Genomic DNA, 20,957 nt, shown 5'->3' with positions numbered 1-20,957 from the left:
CATGATTCATATCCCGAAATCGGAATACAGCCGTCGCCGCAAGGCCCTGATGGCGCAGATGGAACCCAACAGCATCGCAATCCTGCCCGCCGCCGCCGTTGCGATCCGCAACCGCGACGTCGAGCATGTCTACCGCCAGGACAGTGACTTCCAGTACCTCAGCGGCTTTCCCGAGCCGCAAGCGGTGCTGGTGCTGATGCCCGGCCGCGCCCATGGCGAATACATCCTCTTTTGTCGCGAGCGCAACGCCGAACGTGAGTTGTGGGACGGCCTGCGCGCCGGCCAGGAAGGGGCGATCCGTGACTACGGCGCCGACGACGCGTTTCCCATCACCGACATCGACGACATCCTGCCGGGCCTGATCGAAGGCCGCGACCGGGTGTATTCGGCCATGGGCAGCAACCCGGAATTCGACCGGCACCTGATGGAATGGATCAACGTGATTCGCTCCAAGGCCCACCTCGGCGCCCAGCCGCCGAACGAATTCGTTGCCCTGGATCATCTGCTGCATGACATGCGCCTGTATAAATCGGCGGCAGAAGTGAAAGTGATGCGCGAAGCGGCGCGGATTTCCGCCCAGGCGCACATCCGAGCGATGCAAGCGGCGCGCCCGGGGCTGCATGAGTTCAGTCTGGAAGCCGAGCTGGACTATGAGTTCCGCAAGGGCGGGGCGAAGATGCCGGCCTATGGTTCGATCGTCGCGGCGGGGCGCAACAGCTGCATCCTGCACTACCAGCAGAACGACGCGCTGCTCAAGGACGGCGATCTGGTGCTGATCGACGCCGGCTGTGAAATCGACTGCTACGCCAGCGACATCACCCGTACCTGGCCGGTCAGTGGCAAGTTTTCACCCGAGCAGAAGGCGATCTACGAAGTGGTGCTGGCTGCCCAGGAAGCCGCGTTTGCCCAGATCGCGCCGGACAAACACTGGAACCAGGCCCACGAAGCGACGGTCCGGGTGATTACCGAGGGGTTGGTGCGCCTTGGGCTGCTGGAGGGTGAGGTGGACGCGTTGATCGCCAGCGAGGCCTACCGGGCGTTCTACATGCACCGCGCTGGCCACTGGCTGGGCATGGACGTGCACGACGTGGGTGAATACCGGGTTGGCGGCGAGTGGCGGGTACTTGAGGTCGGCATGACGCTGACGGTGGAGCCAGGCATCTACATCGGCCCGAACAACCGCAGCGTAGCGAAAAAATGGCGCGGCATTGGCGTGCGCATCGAGGATGACGTGGTAGTGACCAAAACCGGTTGTGAAATCCTGAGCCACGGCGTACCGAAGACGGTCGCCGACATCGAGGCCCTGATGGCCGCTGCCCGGACGCAGGCGGCATGAGCCGGGTCAATCTGGCGATCGTCGGCGGCGGCCTGGTCGGCGCGAGCCTGGCGCTGGCCCTGCAGGCCGGTGCCAAGGCCCGGGGCTGGAAGATCATGCTGATCGAGCCCTTCGCCCCCGGCGACGCTTGGCAGCCAAGCTACGATGCCCGATCCTCGGCATTGTCCTATGGCGCCCGGCAAATTTATCAACGCCTGGGTGTCTGGCAGGAGATTTCCCGCCGCGCCGAGCCGATCAAGCAGATCCATGTGTCCGACCGCGGGCGGTTTTCCACGGCGCGGTTGTCGGCCATGGAAGAGGGCGTACCGGCGCTGGGCTACGTGGTGGAAAACGCCTGGCTCGGCCAGTGCCTGTGGCAAGGCCTGGACCCGGAGGTGGTCAGTTGGCGCTGCCCGGCGCAGGTCACCCGGATGGAACCGCTGGTCGGCGGTTATCGCCTGACCCTCGACGACGAAACCACCCTGGAATGCGACCTTGCCGTACTGGCCGACGGCGGCCGCTCCGGCCTGCGCGAGCAGTTGGGTATCGGCGTGCGCAGTCGACCCTACGACCAGAGCGCCTTGATCGCCAACATCACCCCCAGCGAAGCCCACAACGGCATGGCTTTCGAACGTTTTACCGATGACGGCCCGATGGCCTTGTTGCCACTGCCGGAGAATCGTTGCGCACTGGTCTGGACCCGCCAGGGCATGGACGCACAACGGCTGGCGGCCCTCGACGAGCGCAGTTTCCTCAGCGAATTGCAGGGCGTGTTCGGTTATCGCCTGGGCACCCTGAAACAGGTGGGCGTGCGACATCTGTACCCCCTGGCGCTGGTGGAGGCCGAAGAGCAGGTCCGTCCGCACCTGGCGATCCTGGGCAACGCCGCCCACAGCCTGCACCCGATTGCCGGGCAGGGGTTCAACTTGTCCCTGCGCGATGCCCAGGCCCTGGCCGATGCTTTGCTCGACAGCGAGAGCGAGCCTGGGGATTTTGCCGTGTTGCAAGCCTATCGCGAGCGTCAGCGAATGGATCAGGCCCTGACCGTGGGCTTCTCCGACCAGGTCACGCGGCTGTTCGCCAGCAACCTGCCGTTGGTGTCCCTGGGCCGTAACCTCGGCCTGTTGGGCCTCGACTTGCTGCCGCCGGCCAAGCGCTGGTTCGCCCGTCAGGCCATGGGCCTGGGGACGCGTCCCGATGCTTGAGGCCGGGGCTGTCATTTCTTTTCATGGGCGGCTGATGTCGCCAGCAAAACAGGCTTAGAGCATGGAATTGCGTGCAGATCTGCTGATTGTCGGCGCCGGTATGGTCGGCAGCGCCCTGGCGCTGGCGTTGCAGGGCAGTGGCCTGCAAGTGCTGTTGCTCGACGGCAGCCCGATGAGCGTCAAACCCTTCGATTCCCAGGCCGCGTTCGAGCCCCGGGTCAGTGCCTTGTCGACGGCCAGCCAGCGGATCCTCGATCGCCTGGGCGTCTGGGACGGCATCACCGCCCGACGCGCCAGCCCCTATACCGACATGCACGTCTGGGACGGCAGCGGCACCGGGCAGATCCATTTCTCGGCCGCCAGCCTGCATGCCGAGGCGCTTGGGCACATCGTTGAAAACCGTGTTGTGCAGGACGCCTTGCTGGATCGACTGCATGACTGCGACCTGGGCCTGCTGGCCAATGCCCGGCTGGAACAGATGCGTCGTTCCGGTGACGACTGGCTGCTGACCCTGGCCGATGGCCGCACGTTGCGCGCGCCCCTGGTCATCGCTGCCGATGGCGCGAATTCCGCTGTGCGCCGCCTGACCGGCGTCGCCACGCGCGAATGGGATTACCTGCACCACGCCATCGTCACCAGCGTGCGCAGCGCCCGGCCGCATCGAATGACGGCCTGGCAACGGTTTACCGACAACGGTCCGCTGGCGTTCCTGCCACTTGAGCGTGACGGTCAGCACGATTGGTGCTCGATCGTCTGGTCCACCACCCCCGGCGAAGCGCAGCGCTTGATGGCGCTCGATGAAACTGAATTCTGCAGCGAACTGGAACGGGCCTTCGAAGGGCAGCTCGGTACGGTACTGAGTGCCGACCCGCGCCTGTGCGTGCCGCTGCGCCAGCGACATGCCAAGCGCTATGTGGCCGAAGGGCTGGCGTTGATCGGCGACGCGGCCCATACCATTCATCCGTTGGCCGGGCAGGGCGTGAACCTGGGCTTCCTCGACGCCGCCGTGCTGGCCGAAGTGCTGTTGCAGGCGGCCGGGCGTGGCGAACGACTGGCAGACGTGAAGGTGCTGAGCCGCTACGAGCGGCGACGCATGCCTCATAACCTGGCGCTGATGGCGGCGATGGAGGGGTTCGAGCGCTTGTTCCAGGCCGATCCACTGCCAGTGCGCTGGTTGCGTAATACCGGGCTGAAGCTGGTGGACCGCATGCCTGAGGCCAAGGCGCTGTTCGTGCGCGAGGCGCTGGGGTTGATTGGGGATTTGCCGGATCTGGCCAAGGCCTGAGAGGTGGGTTGGGGCTTATGGCCCTATCGCGGGCAAGCCTTGCTCCCACAAAAGCTTGTCCCACATTGCACACCTGTGGGAGCAAGGCTTGCCCGCGATGGCGGACGCAAAAACACGGCACATCTCAAAGCTGCAACATTTGGAAATGTGTCCAGCCATTGTTCGATTGTGGTGCTAAATGTGAGTCCTTATCATTTGCGCTTCGTTCATAATCCAGAGACCGCTACCATGTTGGCAACCAAGCGCCTGCTGTCCGCCCTCGCCTTGACCCTGATCGGCACCACTGCCGCCCAGGCCGCCGATGAGGTGGTGGTCTACTCCTCGCGTATCGACGAACTGATCAAGCCGGTCTTCGATGCCTACACCAAGAAAACCGGCGTGTCGGTGAAGTTCATCACCGACAAGGAAGCGCCGCTGATGCAGCGGATCAAGGCTGAAGGCGAGAACGCCACTGCCGACCTGCTGCTTACCGTCGATGCCGGCAACCTTTGGCAAGCCGAGCAGATGGGCATTCTCCAGCCGTTCACGTCGCCGGTGATCGACGCCAACATCCCGTCCCAATATCGCGCCTCTTCCCACGCCTGGACCGGCTTGAGCCTGCGGGCGCGGACCATTGTCTACTCCACCGAGCGGGTTAAACCCAGCGAATTGACCACCTATGAAGCGCTGGCTGGCAAAGAGTGGGAAGGCCGCCTGTGCCTGCGGACCTCGAAGAAGGTCTACAACCAGTCCCTGACCGCCACGCTGATCGAAACCCACGGCGCGGAAAAAACCGAGGAAATCCTCAAGGGCTGGGTCAAGAACCTGTCCACCGACGTCTTCTCCGACGACACCGCGTTGCTTGAAGCAATCAACGCTGGCCAGTGCGATGTCGGCATCGTCAACACCTACTACTATGGCCGCCTGCACCAGCAGAAGCCGGACCTGAAGGTGAAGCTGTTCTGGCCGAACCAGGCCGACCGCGGCGTGCACATCAACCTCTCGGGCATTGGCCTGACCAAGCATGCACCGCATCCGGAAGCCGCGAAGAAACTGGTGGAGTGGATGACCACGCCGGAAGCGCAAAACATCTTCGCTGACGTGAACCAGGAATTCCCGGCCAACCCGAAAGTCGAGCCGTCCAAGGAAGTGGCAGCCTGGGGCAAGTTCAAGGCCGACACCCTGCCGGTGGAAGTCGCGGGTAAACGCCAGGCCGAAGCCATTCGCATGATGGATCGCGCTGGCTGGAATTAATCCAAGTCAGACACGGCTCCCTGTGGCGGTTGTAAGATAGGTGCCCGCGCGAATGCGCGGGCATCATTATTTTTAAACGAGAGCACCCCTTGGCCCACCCCGCCCAACGCCGTTGGTACCCCCTGGTCTTTGCCATTGCCGCGCTGGTCCTGTTGCCCTTGAGCGTCTTGCTGCTGTCCTGGCAGAGCGTTGATCAGCAGATATGGTCCCACTTGTGGGATACGCAAATGCCACGCTTGTTGGGCAACACCCTCACGTTGATCCTTGGTGTGGGTATCGGGGTGACGTTGCTGGGCGTCAGTCTTGCCTGGCTCACCAGTCTGTGTGAGTTCCCCGGACGACGTTGGCTCGACTGGGCGTTGATGCTGCCGTTTGCGATTCCGGCCTATGTGTTGGCGTTTGTCTTCGTTGGCCTGCTGGATTTTGCCGGCCCCGTGCAGACGCTGATGCGTGAATGGTTCGGCAGCGGCTTGCGCCTGCCCCGGGTCCGCTCCACCGGCGGGGTGATCCTGGTGCTGGTGCTGGTCTTCTACCCTTACGTCTATCTGCTGGCGCGCAGTGCCTTCCTGGCCCAGGGCAAGGGCTTGATGGAAGCCGCCCGGGTACTGGGGCAGTCGCCGTGGCAGGCGTTCTGGCGTGTGGCGCTGCCGATGGCCCGGCCGGCCATCGGTGCAGGCGTGGCGCTGGCGCTGATGGAGACCCTGGCGGATTTCGGCGCGGTGTCGGTGTTCAACTTCGACACCTTTACCACCGCGATCTACAAGACCTGGTATGGCTTCTTCAGCCTCTCCAGCGCTGCCCAACTGGCCAGCCTGCTGTTACTGGCGGTGATGCTGGTGCTCTACGGCGAACGTCGGGCCCGTGGTGCCCACCGAGCCAGTAACGAGCGACCCCGGGTCAAGGCCTTGTACACGTTGCGCGGCCTCAAGGCCGTGGCAGCCAGCAGTTGGTGCTTCCTGGTGTTTGTCTGCGCGTTTGTCATTCCGGTGCTGCAGTTGCTGGTGTGGTTCTGGCAGCGCGGTCGTTTCGACCTGGACGAGCGTTATGCCGGGCTGATCGTCCACACCCTCTACCTGGGCGGCCTGGCCGCGTTGATCACCGTTTGCGTGGCCTTGCTGCTGGCGTTCGCCCGGCGGCTGGCGCCAACCCGCCCGATTCGTGCCGGCGTCGGCCTGGCGAACCTGGGCTATGCCTTGCCCGGTTCGGTGCTGGCGGTGTCGATCATGCTTGCATTCAGCTACCTGGACCGTGAGCTGGTCATCCCGCTGTCGACCTGGCTCGGTGGGGCAGGCAAGCCTTTGTTGCTGGGCAGCCTGTCGGCGCTGCTGCTGGCGTACCTGGTGCGCTTCCTGGCCGTGGCCTACGGTCCGCTGGAGAGCAGCCTGGCGCGAATTCGTCCATCGTTGCCCGAGGCAGCACGCAGCCTTGGGGTCAGTGGGCCACGACTGTTTTTCAAAGTGTATCTGCCGTTGCTGTTGCCCGGTACCTTGAGCGCGGGGTTGCTGGTGTTCGTCGACGTGCTCAAGGAAATGCCCGCGACCCTGCTGATGCGCCCGTTCGGCTGGGACACGCTGGCGGTGCGGATCTTCGAGATGACCAGCGAAGGGGAGTGGGCCCGGGCCGCGTTGCCGGCGCTGACGTTGGTATTGGTGGGGTTGTTGCCGGTCATCGGATTGATACGACGTTCGGCCCATCGAAACAGCTAGGTGTCAGTCCTACCTCATGCGGCTACAATGCGCGGCATTCGGTGCGGTCCGTCTGTCGGACCGGGCAACTGAGAACGTCAGAAAACTCCTTTTTCAGGCGTTCGCGCTACGCAGTGCCCGTCCGCACCTTCGCCAAGCCCGGAAGGAGAAACCCATGGGACAGCGTACGCCTCTGTATGACCTTCATCTCGCCCTCGGCGCGAAGATGGTCGATTTTGGCGGTTGGGATATGCCTTTGCACTACGGCTCGCAAGTCGAGGAACACCATCAGGTGCGTCGCGACTGCGGTGTGTTCGATGTCTCCCACATGACCGTGATCGATGTCGCAGGCATCCAGGCCAAGGTCTGGCTTCAGCGTTTGCTGGCCAATGACGTCGATCGTTTGCAAGACACAGGCAGTGCCTTGTACAGCGCGATGCTCAATGAGCGCGGCGGCATCGTCGACGACATGATCATCTACCGGGTCGAGGACGGCTATCGGCTGGTCTTCAACGCCTCGACCCGCGATCAGGACCTGGCCTGGATGCAGGCACAGCTCGGTGGCTATGACGTGCAACTGCACGAGCGCCCCGAACTGGCGATGCTGGCGATCCAGGGGCCCCAGGCCCGGCAGAAGATTGCCGAACTGGTGACGCAACCGCGCGGGCAAATTATCCAGCAACTCAAGCCTTTCGAGGGTCGCGCCGACGGCGAATGGTTCATCGCCCGGACCGGCTACACCGGCGAAGATGGCCTGGAAATCGTCCTGCCCGCCCAGGAAGCCCCAAGTTTCTTCAACGACCTGGTAGGCGCCGGCATTTCGCCCATCGGCCTCGGCGCCCGCGATACCCTGCGCCTGGAGGCCGGCATGAACCTCTACGGCCAGGACATTCACCAAGACGTTTCGCCGCTGGCTTCGAACATGACCTGGAGTATCGCCTGGGAACCGGCCAGCCGTCAGTTCATCGGGCGCAGTGCGCTGGAAGCCGAGCTTGCCAGCGGTGTGCAGCACAAACTGGTCGGGCTTGTGCTGGAAGAGCGGGGTGTTTTGCGCGCCCATCAGGTGGTTCGCATCGCCAATGTTGGCGAAGGGGAGATCACCAGTGGTAGTTTTTCTCCTACGCTTAGCAAGTCGATCGCCTTGGCACGGGTTCCGATGGCTACCGCCGATCGTGCCGAGGTAGAAATTCGCGGCAAGTGGTACCCGGTACGGGTGGTCAAACCGACCTTCGTCCGCCATGGCAAAACCCTGATCTAACCTTTTGCGGCGGGCCGCTGGCCGCTGACACTTCTCTTGAGGACACAGAATATGAGTGATATCCCTGCCGAACTGCGTTTTGCCGAAAGCCATGAGTGGGCACGCCTGGAAGCTGACGGTACCGTCACCGTGGGCATCAGCGATCATGCGCAGGAAGCCTTGGGCGATGTGGTATTCGTCGAGCTGACTGAAGTCGGTAAGACTTTTGCCGCAGGTGACCAGGCCGGTGTGGTCGAGTCGGTCAAGGCCGCTTCCGACATCTACTCGCCGATTGCCGGTGAAGTGATTGCGGTCAACGAAGAGTTGGGCGGTTCGCCGGAACTGCTGAACTCTGATCCATACGGCGCCTGGATCTTCAAGCTCAAGCCAAGTGACAAGGCTGAGGTGGGCAAGTTGCTTGATGCAGCAGGCTACAAGTCCGCTATCGGCGAATAACCCGGATCCAATGTGGGAGCGGGCTTGCTCGCGAAAGCGGTGTGTCAGTTTCAGTGTTGTTGACTGATACACCGCTTTCGCGAGCAAGCCCGCTCCCACACAGGGTACTGCGTACAGCCTGATAATATTTTCGGGCAAAAAAATGCCGCTCCCATCGAGCGGCATTTTTTATTGGCCGGGAATCAGTCCTGGGCGACGGCGTTTTTCGCCAGGATCGCGTTGGCCAGTTCCATGTCGGTGGCTTGCAGGCCTGGGTTGTCGGCACGCACTTTCTGCATTGCCGCTTCCAGGTAGGGGCCACGAATACCGCCGTCACTGGCGACGAAGCTGCCGGCGTCGTCCTGGGCCGCGACGATCAGCTTGTTATCCTTGAAGGTCAGGTAGGTGGAACCGGTGGTCGCACCGGATGAGATGACGTTACGCCAAAACGTGTCGGCCATTGCCGAGCCAACAGGAAGAGACAACAAGGCTAGGGTAGCGACAGCAAGTTTGAGACGCATGATAGGTGACTCCACTGGGTTAACTATGACGTTGGATTACCTGCGCCTCTGTTCAGTTCCATGACTTCTCAGTCAGCCCGTTCCACCTGCAGCACCGCGCCATCCTGCGCCACCACCCTGACCCGCGTGCCCACGGACGACTCGGGCCCCTTGGCCAGCCAGACGCTGTCGGCCACCTTGATCTTGCCGCGGCCATCGACAATCGCTTCATGAACCTGGAAGACCTTGCCGATCAGCTCCTGCCCGCGCAGGTTCAGGTGCGGCTGATCGCTTTCGCGCACCGCGCTGCGCTGGCGTCGCCACCAGTACAGCGCTGTTGCGATGGCGAACAGGCCGAACAACAGGAACTGCAGCTCCCACGGCATCTGCGGCAGGATGAAGGTGAGCACGCCGACCGCTGCGGCGGCCATGCCGATCCACAGCAAGTAGCCGCCGGCGCCGAACACTTCAAGGATCAGCAGGATGACGCCCAGCGCCAGCCAGTCCCAGTACGACATGTTTTGCAGGAACACCCACATATGCGCGCCTCAGGCTTTCTTGCTGTCGAAGGTGGCCCTGACGATCTCGCCGATGCCGCCGACCGCACCGATGACCTGGCTGGCTTCCAGCGGCATCAGGATCACCTTGCTGTTGTTGGCCGAAGCCAATTTGCCCAGCGCATCGATGTATTTCTGCGCGACAAAGTAGTTCACGGCCTGGACGTTGCCGTCGGCAATCGCCTGGGACACCACCTGGGTGGCCAGCGCTTCGGCTTGTGCCTGGCGCTCGCGGGCCTCGGATTCCAGGAACGCGGCCTGGCGGCTGCCTTCGGCCTCGAGGATTTGCGCCTGCTTCTTGCCTTCGGCGGTGAGAATCGCCGACGCGCGCAGGCCCTCGGCTTCGAGGATCTGGGCGCGCTTGATACGTTCGGCTTTCATTTGCCCCGACATGGCGGCCATCAGGTCGGCCGGCGGGCTGATGTCCTTGATCTCGATCCGGGTGATCTTGATCCCCCACGGCGCTGTGGCTTCATCGACGGTGCGCAGCAGTTTTTCGTTGATACCGTCGCGCTGGCTCAACATCGCGTCCAGCTCCATGGACCCCAGCACGGTGCGGATATTGGTTTGCAGCAGGTTGCGGATGGCGTGTTCGAGGTTGTTGACCTCGTAGGCCGCCTGGGCTGTATTGACCACCTGGAAGAAACACACGGCGTCGATCTGTACCGTGGCGTTGTCGGCAGTGATGACTTCCTGGGGCGGGATGTCCAGCACGCTTTCCATGACATTGATCTTGCGCCCGATGCGATCCATCACCGGGATGATGATGTTCAGGCCGGGCTTGAGCGTGTTGGTGTAGCGGCCGAACCGCTCGACGGTCCATTGGTAGCCCTGGGGCACGACCTTGAAACCCATGAAGAGGATGGCGACCACGAGGCCGATGAAAAGTAAAAGTACACTGCCGATCTGCATGACGGTTCCCTGTGCGAATTGATATGGACCTGCGAGCCCAGTGTAGGGCACGCTGCCATTATCATCACTCTGTGGGAGCAAAGCTTGCTCGCGATGCAGGCGCCTTGCTTTCCTGGGAGACCGCGTCATTTTCATCGCGGGCAAGCCTTGCTCCCACAGCCTCTCGCCACAGGTGCTGTCACAACTACTTCTGCTCGCTCTGTGGCGTAACCCGCAGTACTTCCTCGACCGTGGTCAAGCCCGCCGCCACCTTTTGCGCCCCCGACAGGCGCAGGCTGCGCATGCCTTCCTTGAATGCCTGGCGGCGCACGGCCAGCAGGTCGGTGTCGGGGTGGATCAAGGCCTTGACGCTGTCGGTCAGTTGCATGATTTCGTAGACGCCGGCGCGGCCGCGGTAACCGGTGTCACGGCATTCCAGGCAACCGACGGCCTGTTGGGCGTTACTCGGCAGCGGCGCCTGCCAGGGCCGCGTCAGGGTTTGCCAGTCATCTTCATCCAGGGCCAGGGGGGCCTTGCATTGCGGGCACAAGGTGCGCACCAATCGCTGGGCCATGACTCCGAGCACGGTGGCCTTGATCAGGTAATGGGGCACACCCAGCTCCAGCAGGCGGCTGATGGCGCTCGGCGCGTCGTTGGTGTGCAGCGTCGACAGGACAAGGTGCCCGGTGAGCGCCGCCTGGATCGCCATCTCGGCGGTCTCCAGGTCGCGGATCTCACCGATCATGATGATGTCCGGGTCTTGTCGCATCAGCGCCCGCACCCCGGCGGCGAAGGACAGGTCGATGTTGTGCTGGACTTGCATCTGGTTGAAGGACGCCTCGACCATTTCAATCGGGTCCTCGATGGTGCAGAGGTTCACTTCCGGCGTCGCCAGTTTCTTGAGAGTGGTGTAGAGCGTGGTGGTCTTGCCGGAACCGGTGGGCCCGGTCACCAGGATGATGCCGTTGGGCTGGCGGGTCATGTCCTGCCAGCGGCGCAGGTCGTCGGCGGAGAAGCCGAGTTGGTCGAAGTCCTTGAGCAGCACTTCCGGGTCGAAGATCCGCATGACCATTTTTTCGCCGAACGCCGTGGGCAAGGTCGACAGGCGCAATTCCACTTCGCCGCCGTCCGGGGTCTTGGTCTTGACCCGGCCGTCCTGGGGTTTGCGTTTTTCCGCGACGTTCATCCGCCCCAGGCTCTTGAGACGGCTGACGATTGCCATCGTGACCTGCGGCGGGAACTGATAGACGGTGTGCAGCACGCCGTCGATGCGAAACCGCACGGTGCCCTGTTCGCGGCGCGGTTCGATGTGGATGTCACTGGCGCGCTGCTGGAAGGCGTACTGGAACAGCCAGTCGACAATATTGACGATGTGGGCGTCGTTGGCGTCCGGCTCCTGGTCGCTGGCGCCGAGGTTGAGCAACTGTTCGAAATTGCTCAGGTTGCTCGGCTGCTGATCGACTGTGGTGGCGCCGCTGACCGATTTGGCCAGGCGATAGAACTCCACGCTCAGGCGCTGGATATCCACCGGGTTGGCGACCACCCGCTTGATCGGCAGCTTGAGCACGTGGGTCAGGTCGGCTTCCCAGCTGTTGACGTAGGGCTGTGCGCTGGCGACGGTGACGGCGTCACGATCGACCGCCACCGCAAGGATCTTGTGGCGCTGGGCAAAGGCATAGGACATCAAGGGCGTCACGGCCGCGACGTTGATTTTCAACGGGTCGATGCGCATGTAGGGCTGGCCGGCCTGCTGGGACAACCACAGGGTCAGGTTCTCCAGGTCCAGGCGCTTGCCGGGGCGGCTGAGGTCGTCCAGGTGCTGGTTGGCGATGAACTCCAGCGGATGCAACTGGCTATTGGCGCTGTGGCGTCGGCGGGCGTTCAGCGCGGTTTCGGCTGAATCCTGGCTGATGAGGCCCTGGGTGACCAGTTGGCGCAGCAGATCGTTGAGGTCCAGCCAGCGGTCCTGAGTGGCGTGTTTGGTGGACATGCGGGTTCCTATTGGACAATTGCAGCAAAGCCGCGATACAGACGCCTCGGCGTCCTCGCTCGGTCTGCAAAAGAATAGTCCCGACGCTGTAGACCGTTGGGCCACTACCCGACCAATGCGTTGCGAAATCTTGCCCGTGGAAGCTCATCCCGCTGCGTGGGCCGGCCCAACGTGCGCAATATCAGCGTCTTGCAGGTCCACCGAACAGACGCTGATCAGGTTACGTAATTTTTCAGCGATGACCTGGGCACGGTGCCAGCTCAGCCCATCCATGACGATGTCCAGCGACAGCGCATCGTCGAGGCGCTCGACATGAACCTGCTGCGGCGTCAGGCCCTGCAAGGCGAACAGGTTCAACGCCCGGCACAGTAAATCCGGCTCGGCTTCGGCCAACATCTGGTATCGCACCCGGCAATGAGTATTGGCGACATGCCAGACATCGGCGCGGGTCGGGGCTATGGCAACGGCTTCGAGTGGGGGCATGTTCGGTCTCCTTGGTGGCGGGAGAAATATTTACATGCGAGCCGGGGTATTTCTTATCTAAGATGAGTGATTCTGGCGATGTTTTGAATCGCTTGATTCTCTAAATCAATCATTTCGGGTTTGATCATGCACAGCGAACTGGATAGCTACGACCGCAGGATACTGGCGCTGCTGCAGGAGGATGCCTCGCTGTCCAGTGCGCAGATCGCCGAACAGGTCGGCTTGTCTCAATCGCCATGCTGGCGACGGATCCAGCGGATGAAGGAGGAGGGCATCATTCGCGGCCAGGTGACGTTGCTGGATCGCAAGAAAATCGGCCTCAACACGCAGATCTTCGCCGAAATCAAGCTCAATGCCCACGGCCGTTCCAACTTCACCGAATTCACCGAGGCGATCCGCGGCTTCCCCGAAGTGCTGGAGTGTTACGTGCTGATGGGGTCAGTGGATTTTCTGTTGCGCATCGTCACGGCGGATATCGAGGCGTATGAGCGATTCTTTTTCGAAAAGCTGTCGATGGTGCCGGGGATCCAGGAAGTGAACTCGATCGTGGCGCTGTCGGAGATCAAGTCGACGACGAGCTTGCCGGTGGTGCGGTAGTTGAATCTGAGGTGAATGGCCGGCCCCTTCGCGAGCAAGCCCGCTCCCACAATGGGCCTCTACCGTACACACATTTTGTGTTCGCTGAAGATCCAGTGTGGGAGCGGGCTTGCTCGCGAAAGCAGTATTCCCGACGCCGAAGATATTTCGGTTACAGGCGCAGCAACGTCTTCCAGGCCCGATTCTGGTAAACCGCAATCGCCTGTTGCTTACGCGCATCCAGCGTTTCGTCGGTGATCGGTTGGTTGGCCAGTTGCGCCAGTTTGTTCAGTTCACCATAGAGGCGATCCATTTCCGGGATATCCAGAACATGGCGGGCGTGATGCAGCCAGGCCTGGATACGTTCGATGCGCGGCAGTTGTTCGGCCAGGTCTTCCGGCTGCTGCTGATAGCGTTGCAGTTGCAGGGACGAGGATTCTTCGCCCAGCAGGCGCGGCAGCCAACTGCCCAATTGCGCCGCGCCCTGGCGATTGCCACGGGTGTTGCGTTCGGCGGCCCAGCTGCGAGCCAGCAGCCAGCGTGAAGTGTTGAGGGAAAACAAGCCCCAGCGCGGGTCTTGCAGCTCTTCAAGGAACTGTTCCGGCGCGGCCTTGCGCACGTCTTCGTCATCAAGGCCGGCCTGGACCAGTGGGCGCCAGTCTTCCAGCAGCGCGTCCAGGGCCAGGCGCAAGTCGTGGGTCGATTGGCGCGGCGCGGCCTGGCCGAGGCTGCTGAGCAGGGCACGCAGTTCGGCGAGGTTTTCCACCCAGTCCTGCAGCAGGCGCCAGTGGCCGTTGAAACGGTATTGCTCGGCCAAGCGTTGGCTGCTGCCGAGCAGATGCCAGCTCAGCGCGGCGAAGGCGTCATCCAGCGGCGTTTCGGCGGTCAGTTGCGGGGCCGGCAGGCTCAGGGCGTAGCTGCCCGCGTCATACAGGCGATAGCCACGCTCGGCCTTGCTGATGTCGCAGGGCATCAAGGGCAGGGTCGCGGCCAGCTCGGCGGCCAGTTCCAGCAGGGCGGCGGGCTCGCCTTCGCGCAGCTCCAGCTCCAGCTCGCAGATTTCTTCCTTCTGCTTGCCGACCACCACGTGGCCCAGGTCCAGGGCGGCCTCGATGACCACCTTGCTTTTGCCACGGCCCCAGGCGATTTCAGCGCGCTCGCGAACGAAATCGGTGGTGAAGATGGCCTTGAGGGTTTTCTTGTCCAGTTCGGCCAAGGCCTCGGGCCAGCACTCGCCGTCGAGCTTCTTCAGGTCGAGCTTGGCCTTGGGCAGGTGCCAGTCGTACTCGTTGCGCTCGGACAGGCCGGCGACGCTCTGGCCGCGGGTCTTGAGGGTCTGGATCACCTCTTCGCCGTCGCGACGCAGACGCAGGGCGACCTTGGCCTGGGCCAGGTCACGCTCCGGCGTGTCGAAATACTGGTTCATCAGTTCGTGGCGTTCCCAGCCACTCTTGTTGCGTTTTTTCAGCAGCGGATGCTCGCGCAAGGCTGCCAGGGTCTCGCGGCTGACGCGGAGTTTGATTTCGGTTTCTTTCTGCATGGCCGGAAAATCCAGGGATCGGGTGTGCAGCCGGGGGAAGGTGTGGCTGCCAAGGCCGTGCAGTGTACAGGACTCACTCGCCCTAGGTTTATTCCTGGGTCCAGATGGTTCTATGATGAACGTCAATCTGTAAGCCCGGAGTCAGCGATGCCTTTGCCGTCCATGAAAGATCAGTTCGCTGCCCTGATCGCCGCACCTTCGGTCAGTTGCACCCAGCCTGGGCTGGACCAGTCCAACAGTGCCGTGATCGAGCTGCTGGCAGGCTGGCTCACTGAGCTGGGGTTCTGCTGTGATATCCAGCAGGTCAGCCCTGGCAAATTCAACCTGCTGGCCAGTTTTGGCAGCGGTCCCGGCGGCCTGGTGCTGGCTGGCCACAGTGACACGGTGCCGTTCGACGGCGCGTTGTGGCAGACCGATCCGCTGAGGCTCACCGAGGTCGATGGCCGTTGGGTGGGGCTGGGCAGTTGTGACATGAAAGGTTTTTTCGCCTTGGCCATCGAAGCGGTCAAGCCGCTGCTGGACCAATCGTTCAAGCAACCGTTGCTGATCCTCGCGACCTGTGACGAAGAAAGCTCCATGGCCGGCGCCCGTGCCCTGGCCGATGCCGGCCGACCACTGGGGCGCGCGGCGGTGATCGGCGAGCCGACCGGCCTGCGGCCGATTCGCCTGCACAAAGGCGTGATGATGGAGCGCATCGACATTCTCGGGCGCAGCGGTCACTCCTCCGATCCGAGCCTGGGCCACAGCGCGCTGGAAGCCATGCACGATGCCATGGGCGAATTGCGCGGCCTGCGCCTGCAATGGCAGCGTGAGTTCCGTAATCCGCAGTTCAGCGTGCCACAACCGACCCTGAACTTCGGTTGCATCCATGGTGGCGACAATCCCAACCGCATCTGCGGCCAGTGCTCCATGGAATTCGACCTGCGCCCGTTGCCGGGCATGGACCCGCAGGTGCTGCGGGCGGCGATCCAACAGAAGTTGGACCCCATCGCCGAACGCCATAAAGTCAAGATCGACTACGCACCGCTGTTCCCCGAAGTGCCACCCTTCGAGCAGGCCGAAGACTGCGAGCTGGTACGGGTGGCCGAGCGACTCACCGGCCATCGTGCCGAAGCAGTGGCGTTTGGCACCGAAGCGCCTTATCTTCAGCGCCTTGGCTGTGAAACCCTGGTGCTCGGCCCTGGCGATATCGCCTGCGCCCACCAGCCGGGCGAGTACCTTGAAATGTCACGTTTGCAACCTACCGTACAATTGTTGCGGCAGTTGATCGGCCATTACTGCCTGACGCCGGCTACGGCCGGTTAAATTGCGCCCTTGCGGGCCCGTATTCACCACATGAGGAGAGCGCGCGTGTCGCCAAGCCTGTTCCGACGATAACCACCAGCCCCGTTGTGCGTTCTGTTTCGTCTTTGTTTTGGCTGTTATTTATTACAGGTCCAGGTTCATGCCCGAATACGTCAATTGGCTTCGTCACGCTTCGCCCTACATCAACGCCCACCGCGATTGCACCTTCATCGTCATGCTGCCCGGCGACGGAGTGGAACACCCTAATTTCGGCAACATCGTCCATGACCTGGTGCTGCTGCACAGCCTCGGCGTGCGCCTGGTGCTGGTCCATGGTTCGCGCCCGCAGATCGAGACCCGCCTCGCTGCACGGGGCCTCACGCCGCATTATCACCACGGCATGCGCATCACCGATGCGGCAACGCTGGAGTGCGTGATCGACGCGGTCGGCCAGTTGCGCATCGCCATTGAGGCACGCCTTTCCATGGACATGGCGTCCTCGCCCATGCAGGGCTCGCGGCTGCGGGTCGCCAGCGGCAACCTGGTCACCGCGCGTCCCATCGGCGTGCTCGAAGGCGTGGATTATCACCACACCGGTGAAGTGCGCCGGGTCGATCGCAAGGGCATCAATCGCCTGCTGGACGAGCGCTCCATCGTGCTGCTGTCGCCGTTGGGTTATTCGCCCACCGGCGAGATCTTCAACCTGGCCTGTGAAGACGTTGCCACCCGCGCAGCCATCGACCTGGCGGCCGACAAACTGCTGCTGTTCGGTGCCGAGCAGGGGCTTATTGGTGAAGACGGGCGGTTGGTGCGCGAGTTGCGCCCGCAACAGGTCCCGGCCCACATGCAACGCCTGGGCAGCGACTATCAGGCCGAATTGCTGGATGCGGCGGCCCAGGCCTGTCGGGGTGGCGTCGCACGCAGCCATATCGTCAGCTATGCCGAGAACGGTGCGCTGCTGGCTGAACTGTTCACCCGCGATGGTAGCGGTACGCTGGTGGCCCAGGAGCAATTCGAGGTGGTGCGCGAAGCGGCCATCGAAGACGTCGGCGGCCTGCTGGACCTGATCAGCCCCCTGGAAGAACAGGGGATCCTGGTGCGTCGCTCCCGTGAAGTGCTGGAGCGCGAAATCGAACAGTTCAGCGTGGTCGAGCGCGAAGGCATGATCATCGCCTGCGCGGCGTTGTACCAGATCGCCGATTCGGATGCCGGGGAACTGGCCTGCCTGGCGGTGAACCCGGAATACCGCCACGGTGGCCGCGGCGATGAACTGCTGGAACGGATCGAAACCCGGGCCCGGGCCCAAGGGCTCAAGACACTGTTCGTGCTGACGACCCGGACTGCCCACTGGTTCCGCGAACGTGGTTTCGAGCCCAGCAGCGTCGAGCGCCTGCCGGCGGCGCGGGCTTCGCTCTACAACTACCAGCGCAATTCGAAGATCTTCGAAAAATCCTTGTAGACGGCCTGCGACAAACTCGCGCTGTCGCGATCTTCTTGATTTCAGACAATGAGCAGCTAGTCTGGAACACGTCAAGATCGCGGCATGCGCGAGCGGTCTTGAACAGGAATCGAAGGCGCAGGAGGCGCGCAAACAGATCTCGCCGCCAAGAATTCGCGGGCCTCGTAAATCCCCGATAAATCATCGTTCAGTAATTCTCTGCGTCGCCGATAAGTCATGTCACGGCCTGATGGTGCTGTGATGGTGGCCATATGCCGAAACGAGCTGAAAACTGTTGAAACAATTCTTTTTGGAATTATAAAGAATCCATTATCCTGCGGGCCGGTGTAGAGGGGTTAGACCATAGTCGTAGTCATAAATGCTTACGATTGACTTGTCAGTCACGGTCTGGCGCTAATCGCGCATCCGCGGATTCCGGGCGTTCGATCCGGAACCAAAGACACACAAGAATTAGAAAACGAGAGGAGCGAAGCATGAACAAGTCCACCTTGGCCCTGGCTGTGGCCGTTGGGGTTCTGGCGCAGCAGGCAGGCGCCGCTGGTTTTATCGAGGACAGCAAGGCATCTGTCAGTTCTCGTACGTTATACTTTGATAACGATAACCGCGAAGGCGGTGCCGACCAGCGTGAAACCGCTACTGGCCTGAAGTTCGACTACAAGTCCGGCTTCACTCAAGGCGTCGTGGGTTTTGGTATTGATGCCCAGGCATTGGTGGGGATCCATCTCGATGGTGGTAAAGGCCAACACCCCAACAGCAACACCTTCGTCCCAAGCGACACCGATGGCTCCGCCGTGCACAACTGGAGCCGTCTGTCGGGCAACGTCAAGGCGCTGTTCTCCAAGACCGAAGCCCACCTGGGTGGTGCCCTGGCGCCTAACCTGCCGATCCTGGTCGCCAGCGACGGTCGTCTGCTGCCGCAAACCTTCGAAGGTGGCACCATCACCTCCAAGGACCTGGACAACGTAACGTTCAACGCCGGCCAACTGGAACATGCTGTTGGTCGTGCATCGAGCAACCGTACCGGCTTGGCAGTCTCTGGTGGTACCGAGGAAAGCAATCAATTCCGCTACGCCGGTGCTGATTGGAAGGTCACCAAAGACCTGACCCTGCAGTACTACTACGCCAACCTGCAGGATTACTACAAGCAGCACTTCCTGGGTGCTGTACATGTTTTCCCGATCAGCGAAGGCCAGTCGTTCAAGACAGACCTGCGTTACTTCGACAGCAGCTCGGATGGCCGCAACGGCGATGCGGGTTATGATTTCGATAACAACGGTGGCTATGCCAAAGAACAGGGTGTGGTCGATAACAAAACCTGGAGCGCCATGTTCACCTACTCCCTGGGTGGCAGTGCCTTCATGTTGGGTCACCAGCAAGTCGGTGATGACGGTGGTTTCGTTTACCTGAACCAGGGTAGCGTGCTTGACGGCAACGGCCGAAATGAAGGTGCCGGTGGTTCGAGCTTCTACCTGTTCACCGATAGCATGATCAACGGATTCGTCCGTGCCGGTGAAAACACCACCTTCGGTCAATACTCCTATGACTTCACCGGTCTGGGCGTTCCTGGCCTGAAAGCCGCTGTCGCCTACTTGCATGGTGAAAACATCAAGTCCACGACCGCAGGTGGAAGCGATTCGTCCGAGTGGGAACGCGACATGCGCTTGGATTACGTCGTCCAGCAAGGTGCTCTGAAAGGTTTCGGCACCACGCTGCGTCACGGTTCCTATCGTGGTACCGGTAGTCTTTCCGGTGCTGACCGGGATCAGACCCGCCTGATCTTCAACTACACTTACAACTTCCTGTAAGACGTAGCGAAGTAAAAAAGCCCCGCCCGGCAGCACGCCGGGCGGGGCTTTTGCGTTTTTGGGGACGCGAGAGGGTTCTTTTAGCGTTCCCGCCGCTATGGTACGGACTCCGCCGCGTCCTTACGCAGGATGAATGTGCTGAATGCAAGAAAATCATCCAGTTGTCCGGTAATGATCGCGACCATGATCGGCAACTGCAGGGCTTGGTAGTTATGCAAGGCGATATTCCTGAAGCCCACCATGTTTTTCAGGTTCTTCACCAGGCCTTCTTCCACCCAGGCCCCTTGAAAAAGCAACTCGAATGTATCGCGGGCACTTTGCGGGCCCCCCAATCGCTCACGTCGAATCAAATGCTGTCCCATATCCAGTGCCGCTTCGCACGCACGCTGGATGTTCAGGACGGCCGAATCCTGGCGAGTGAAATCGGTAGCAAACGTAGCGGGATCTTTCTCGTATTCTTCTCGCACCCTGGCGACGCAACGCTCGATACTCGCTGCTTTATTGATCAGTACGTCATCGGCCATACACGCTGCCTTCTTCCTGAATATCCTTGAGCAATTCCGCCCGAGCCTCATCGAGAGCGGTTTTTTCGCTGAGAATAAAACACTCGAACAACCCCGCCTGTACGTCTCTGGCCCAGAGCCTCTGACCTCGGGTAAGGATCTGGTACTGCATCACGGTCGTTGCCTCGCGTAGATCGATCAGATCCACCGGACTGCCCGCGATATCCGCCAAATCACCTGAAAGCTGCCATAACGACACAGGATCGACCTCGCCGGACAAGAGCACAGCCAGATCGACATCACTGTCAGGCCCGGCGGTGCCTTGTGCATGGCTGCCGAACAGGTAAACCGCCAGCAGTCCAGGGAGATGGTTTTGCAGATGGGCCAACAAGGCTTGAGTGTTCATGCTGCCTATCCTATCCGTTCGTCCGGATATCGGATCAATAATTTACAGCTGAGGATGCAAGCAAACCCGATAAAAAGGGGTCTATAAAGATTGGATTTATATGAATGACTGCCTCTGTCAGAGTCGAGCTTGCTTTCAATACTGAAAACATCGTTATCCGTTAATCGGGCCTGTACAAATCTACTCTTTAGGAATCTTTAGCTACGATCAGAAGTTCTCGTGCAGCAGGCCTGCTGATAGTGGTGTTTCTGTTTTGCTTATCTGGGGTTTGATTTGGTTTTTTGATTGTGGGCAGTACAAGGCAATAATTATTCAGTGAGCCTGTAATCGGTCGTGGGAAAGCTCCTGCGGACTGTTGTTCTGCAAGCGTAGGATGTTTCTTTATCGTTGGAAGAGTGGAGCTTTGGTGGTCGACGATGAGGTTCTATTAGGTAAATTAGTGGCTTGAGAAGGATTGCTTTCTAAGGAGGTTCCGAAAAGGCTTCCGTGCTGTGACATGCGAAGTGAGCAAAACAAGTGTTTCCTCTGATGCCGAGTACACCGGTAGCCTGAGCGGAACCTAGGTGAG

The 20,957-nt window shown here is 61.3% G+C and carries 19 protein-coding genes; 11 read left to right on the top strand and 8 right to left on the bottom strand.

Going from position 1 to position 20,957, the window contains the following annotated elements; all coding sequences use genetic code 11:
• Position 1: 1 nt before the first annotated feature.
• The 7 genes from pepP to gcvH all read left to right on the top strand — a co-directional run bounded on the left by pepP (position 2) and on the right by gcvH (position 8,416).
• Positions 2 to 1,336: a Xaa-Pro aminopeptidase gene (gene pepP / locus HU749_RS28735; RefSeq protein ID WP_014340777.1), complete on the top strand. Its 1,335-nt coding sequence runs from the start codon at positions 2 to 4 to the stop codon at positions 1,334 to 1,336.
• Positions 1,333 to 2,520 carry a 2-octaprenyl-6-methoxyphenyl hydroxylase gene (gene ubiH / locus HU749_RS28730; protein ID WP_053182906.1) on the top strand — a complete coding sequence of 396 codons (1,188 nt, stop codon included), beginning with the start codon at positions 1,333 to 1,335 and terminating at the stop codon, positions 2,518 to 2,520. Before pepP ends, ubiH begins: the two co-directional genes overlap by 4 nt.
• A 67-nt stretch (positions 2,521 to 2,587) precedes the next feature.
• On the top strand, positions 2,588 to 3,805 hold the full coding sequence (locus HU749_RS28725) for a 2-octaprenyl-3-methyl-6-methoxy-1,4-benzoquinol hydroxylase (RefSeq protein WP_186649587.1): 1,218 nt from the start codon (positions 2,588 to 2,590) through the stop codon (positions 3,803 to 3,805).
• Between the two features lie 228 nt (positions 3,806 to 4,033).
• The gene (locus tag HU749_RS28720) at positions 4,034 to 5,038 is read left to right on the top strand and encodes an extracellular solute-binding protein (RefSeq protein ID WP_095961906.1); all 1,005 of its coding nucleotides are present in this window, start codon (positions 4,034 to 4,036) and stop codon (positions 5,036 to 5,038) included.
• An 89-nt stretch (positions 5,039 to 5,127) separates the two neighbouring features.
• Entirely contained in the window at positions 5,128 to 6,744 is a 1,617-nt protein-coding gene (locus HU749_RS28715) for an ABC transporter permease (protein WP_186649324.1), read from the top strand.
• A 154-nt stretch (positions 6,745 to 6,898) separates the two neighbouring features.
• Positions 6,899 to 7,981: a glycine cleavage system aminomethyltransferase GcvT gene (gcvT, locus tag HU749_RS28710; protein ID WP_186649322.1), complete on the top strand. Its 1,083-nt coding sequence runs from the start codon at positions 6,899 to 6,901 to the stop codon at positions 7,979 to 7,981.
• A gap of 51 nt (positions 7,982 to 8,032) precedes the next feature.
• Positions 8,033 to 8,416, top strand: a complete 384-nt coding sequence (gene gcvH / locus HU749_RS28705) for a glycine cleavage system protein GcvH (RefSeq protein ID WP_079303018.1) — start codon at positions 8,033 to 8,035, stop codon at positions 8,414 to 8,416.
• Positions 8,417 to 8,598: 182 nt separating this feature from the next.
• On the opposite strand, the gene HU749_RS28700 is transcribed toward gcvH, so the two are convergent.
• The 5 genes from HU749_RS28700 to HU749_RS28680 form a co-directional block, all read right to left on the bottom strand.
• Complete coding sequence (locus HU749_RS28700; protein ID WP_172436019.1) at positions 8,599 to 8,919, bottom strand: DUF2388 domain-containing protein; 321 nt, start codon at positions 8,917 to 8,919, stop codon at positions 8,599 to 8,601.
• Between the two features lie 65 nt (positions 8,920 to 8,984).
• Entirely contained in the window at positions 8,985 to 9,434 is a 450-nt protein-coding gene (locus HU749_RS28695) for an NfeD family protein (protein ID WP_077507237.1), read from the bottom strand.
• A gap of 9 nt (positions 9,435 to 9,443) precedes the next feature.
• The gene (locus HU749_RS28690; protein WP_014340768.1) at positions 9,444 to 10,364 is read right to left on the bottom strand and encodes an SPFH domain-containing protein; all 921 of its coding nucleotides are present in this window, start codon (positions 10,362 to 10,364) and stop codon (positions 9,444 to 9,446) included.
• Positions 10,365 to 10,548: 184 nt separating this feature from the next.
• Entirely contained in the window at positions 10,549 to 12,333 is a 1,785-nt protein-coding gene (gene tfpB / locus HU749_RS28685) for a type IV pilus assembly ATPase TfpB (protein ID WP_079303016.1), read from the bottom strand.
• 144 nt (positions 12,334 to 12,477) lie between these two features.
• Complete coding sequence (locus tag HU749_RS28680; RefSeq protein ID WP_046063203.1) at positions 12,478 to 12,816, bottom strand: ACT-like domain-containing protein; 339 nt, start codon at positions 12,814 to 12,816, stop codon at positions 12,478 to 12,480.
• A gap of 126 nt (positions 12,817 to 12,942) precedes the next feature.
• Here HU749_RS28680 and HU749_RS28675 point away from each other — a divergent pair, with 126 nt between their 5' ends.
• Positions 12,943 to 13,413, top strand: a complete 471-nt coding sequence (locus HU749_RS28675) for an Lrp/AsnC family transcriptional regulator (protein ID WP_003206662.1) — start codon at positions 12,943 to 12,945, stop codon at positions 13,411 to 13,413.
• A 151-nt stretch (positions 13,414 to 13,564) separates the two neighbouring features.
• Here the strand turns inward: HU749_RS28675 and HU749_RS28670 are convergent, their stop codons facing one another.
• Positions 13,565 to 14,932 carry a CYTH domain-containing protein gene (locus tag HU749_RS28670; RefSeq protein ID WP_186649320.1) on the bottom strand — a complete coding sequence of 456 codons (1,368 nt, stop codon included), beginning with the start codon at positions 14,930 to 14,932 and terminating at the stop codon, positions 13,565 to 13,567.
• 147 nt (positions 14,933 to 15,079) lie between these two features.
• Here HU749_RS28670 and argE point away from each other — a divergent pair, with 147 nt between their 5' ends.
• The 3 genes from argE to HU749_RS28655 all read left to right on the top strand — a co-directional run bounded on the left by argE (position 15,080) and on the right by HU749_RS28655 (position 19,480).
• Complete coding sequence (gene argE, locus HU749_RS28665) at positions 15,080 to 16,237, top strand: acetylornithine deacetylase (protein WP_186649318.1); 1,158 nt, start codon at positions 15,080 to 15,082, stop codon at positions 16,235 to 16,237.
• A 139-nt stretch (positions 16,238 to 16,376) separates the two neighbouring features.
• Positions 16,377 to 17,675 carry an amino-acid N-acetyltransferase gene (gene argA / locus HU749_RS28660; protein WP_045157255.1) on the top strand — a complete coding sequence of 433 codons (1,299 nt, stop codon included), beginning with the start codon at positions 16,377 to 16,379 and terminating at the stop codon, positions 17,673 to 17,675.
• Positions 17,676 to 18,148: 473 nt separating this feature from the next.
• Positions 18,149 to 19,480, top strand: a complete 1,332-nt coding sequence (locus tag HU749_RS28655) for an OprD family porin (RefSeq protein ID WP_079303013.1) — start codon at positions 18,149 to 18,151, stop codon at positions 19,478 to 19,480.
• Positions 19,481 to 19,575: 95 nt separating this feature from the next.
• Here HU749_RS28655 and hepT read toward each other — a convergent pair whose 3' ends face one another.
• Both hepT and mntA read right to left on the bottom strand, forming a co-directional pair.
• Positions 19,576 to 20,004: a type VII toxin-antitoxin system HepT family RNase toxin gene (gene hepT, locus HU749_RS28650; RefSeq protein ID WP_186649315.1), complete on the bottom strand. Its 429-nt coding sequence runs from the start codon at positions 20,002 to 20,004 to the stop codon at positions 19,576 to 19,578.
• Complete coding sequence (mntA, locus tag HU749_RS28645) at positions 19,994 to 20,389, bottom strand: type VII toxin-antitoxin system MntA family adenylyltransferase antitoxin (RefSeq protein ID WP_186649312.1); 396 nt, start codon at positions 20,387 to 20,389, stop codon at positions 19,994 to 19,996. The genes hepT and mntA overlap by 11 nt, the downstream gene beginning before the upstream one ends.
• Positions 20,390 to 20,957 lie beyond the last annotated feature (568 nt).

It is taken from the genome of Pseudomonas ogarae (genome assembly GCF_014268695.2).
GTDB classification, from domain to species: Bacteria; Pseudomonadota; Gammaproteobacteria; order Pseudomonadales; family Pseudomonadaceae; genus Aquipseudomonas; species Aquipseudomonas kilonensis.
Note: the sequence above shows the minus strand (reverse complement) of the source record. Positions and strands in the feature narration are given on the sequence as shown.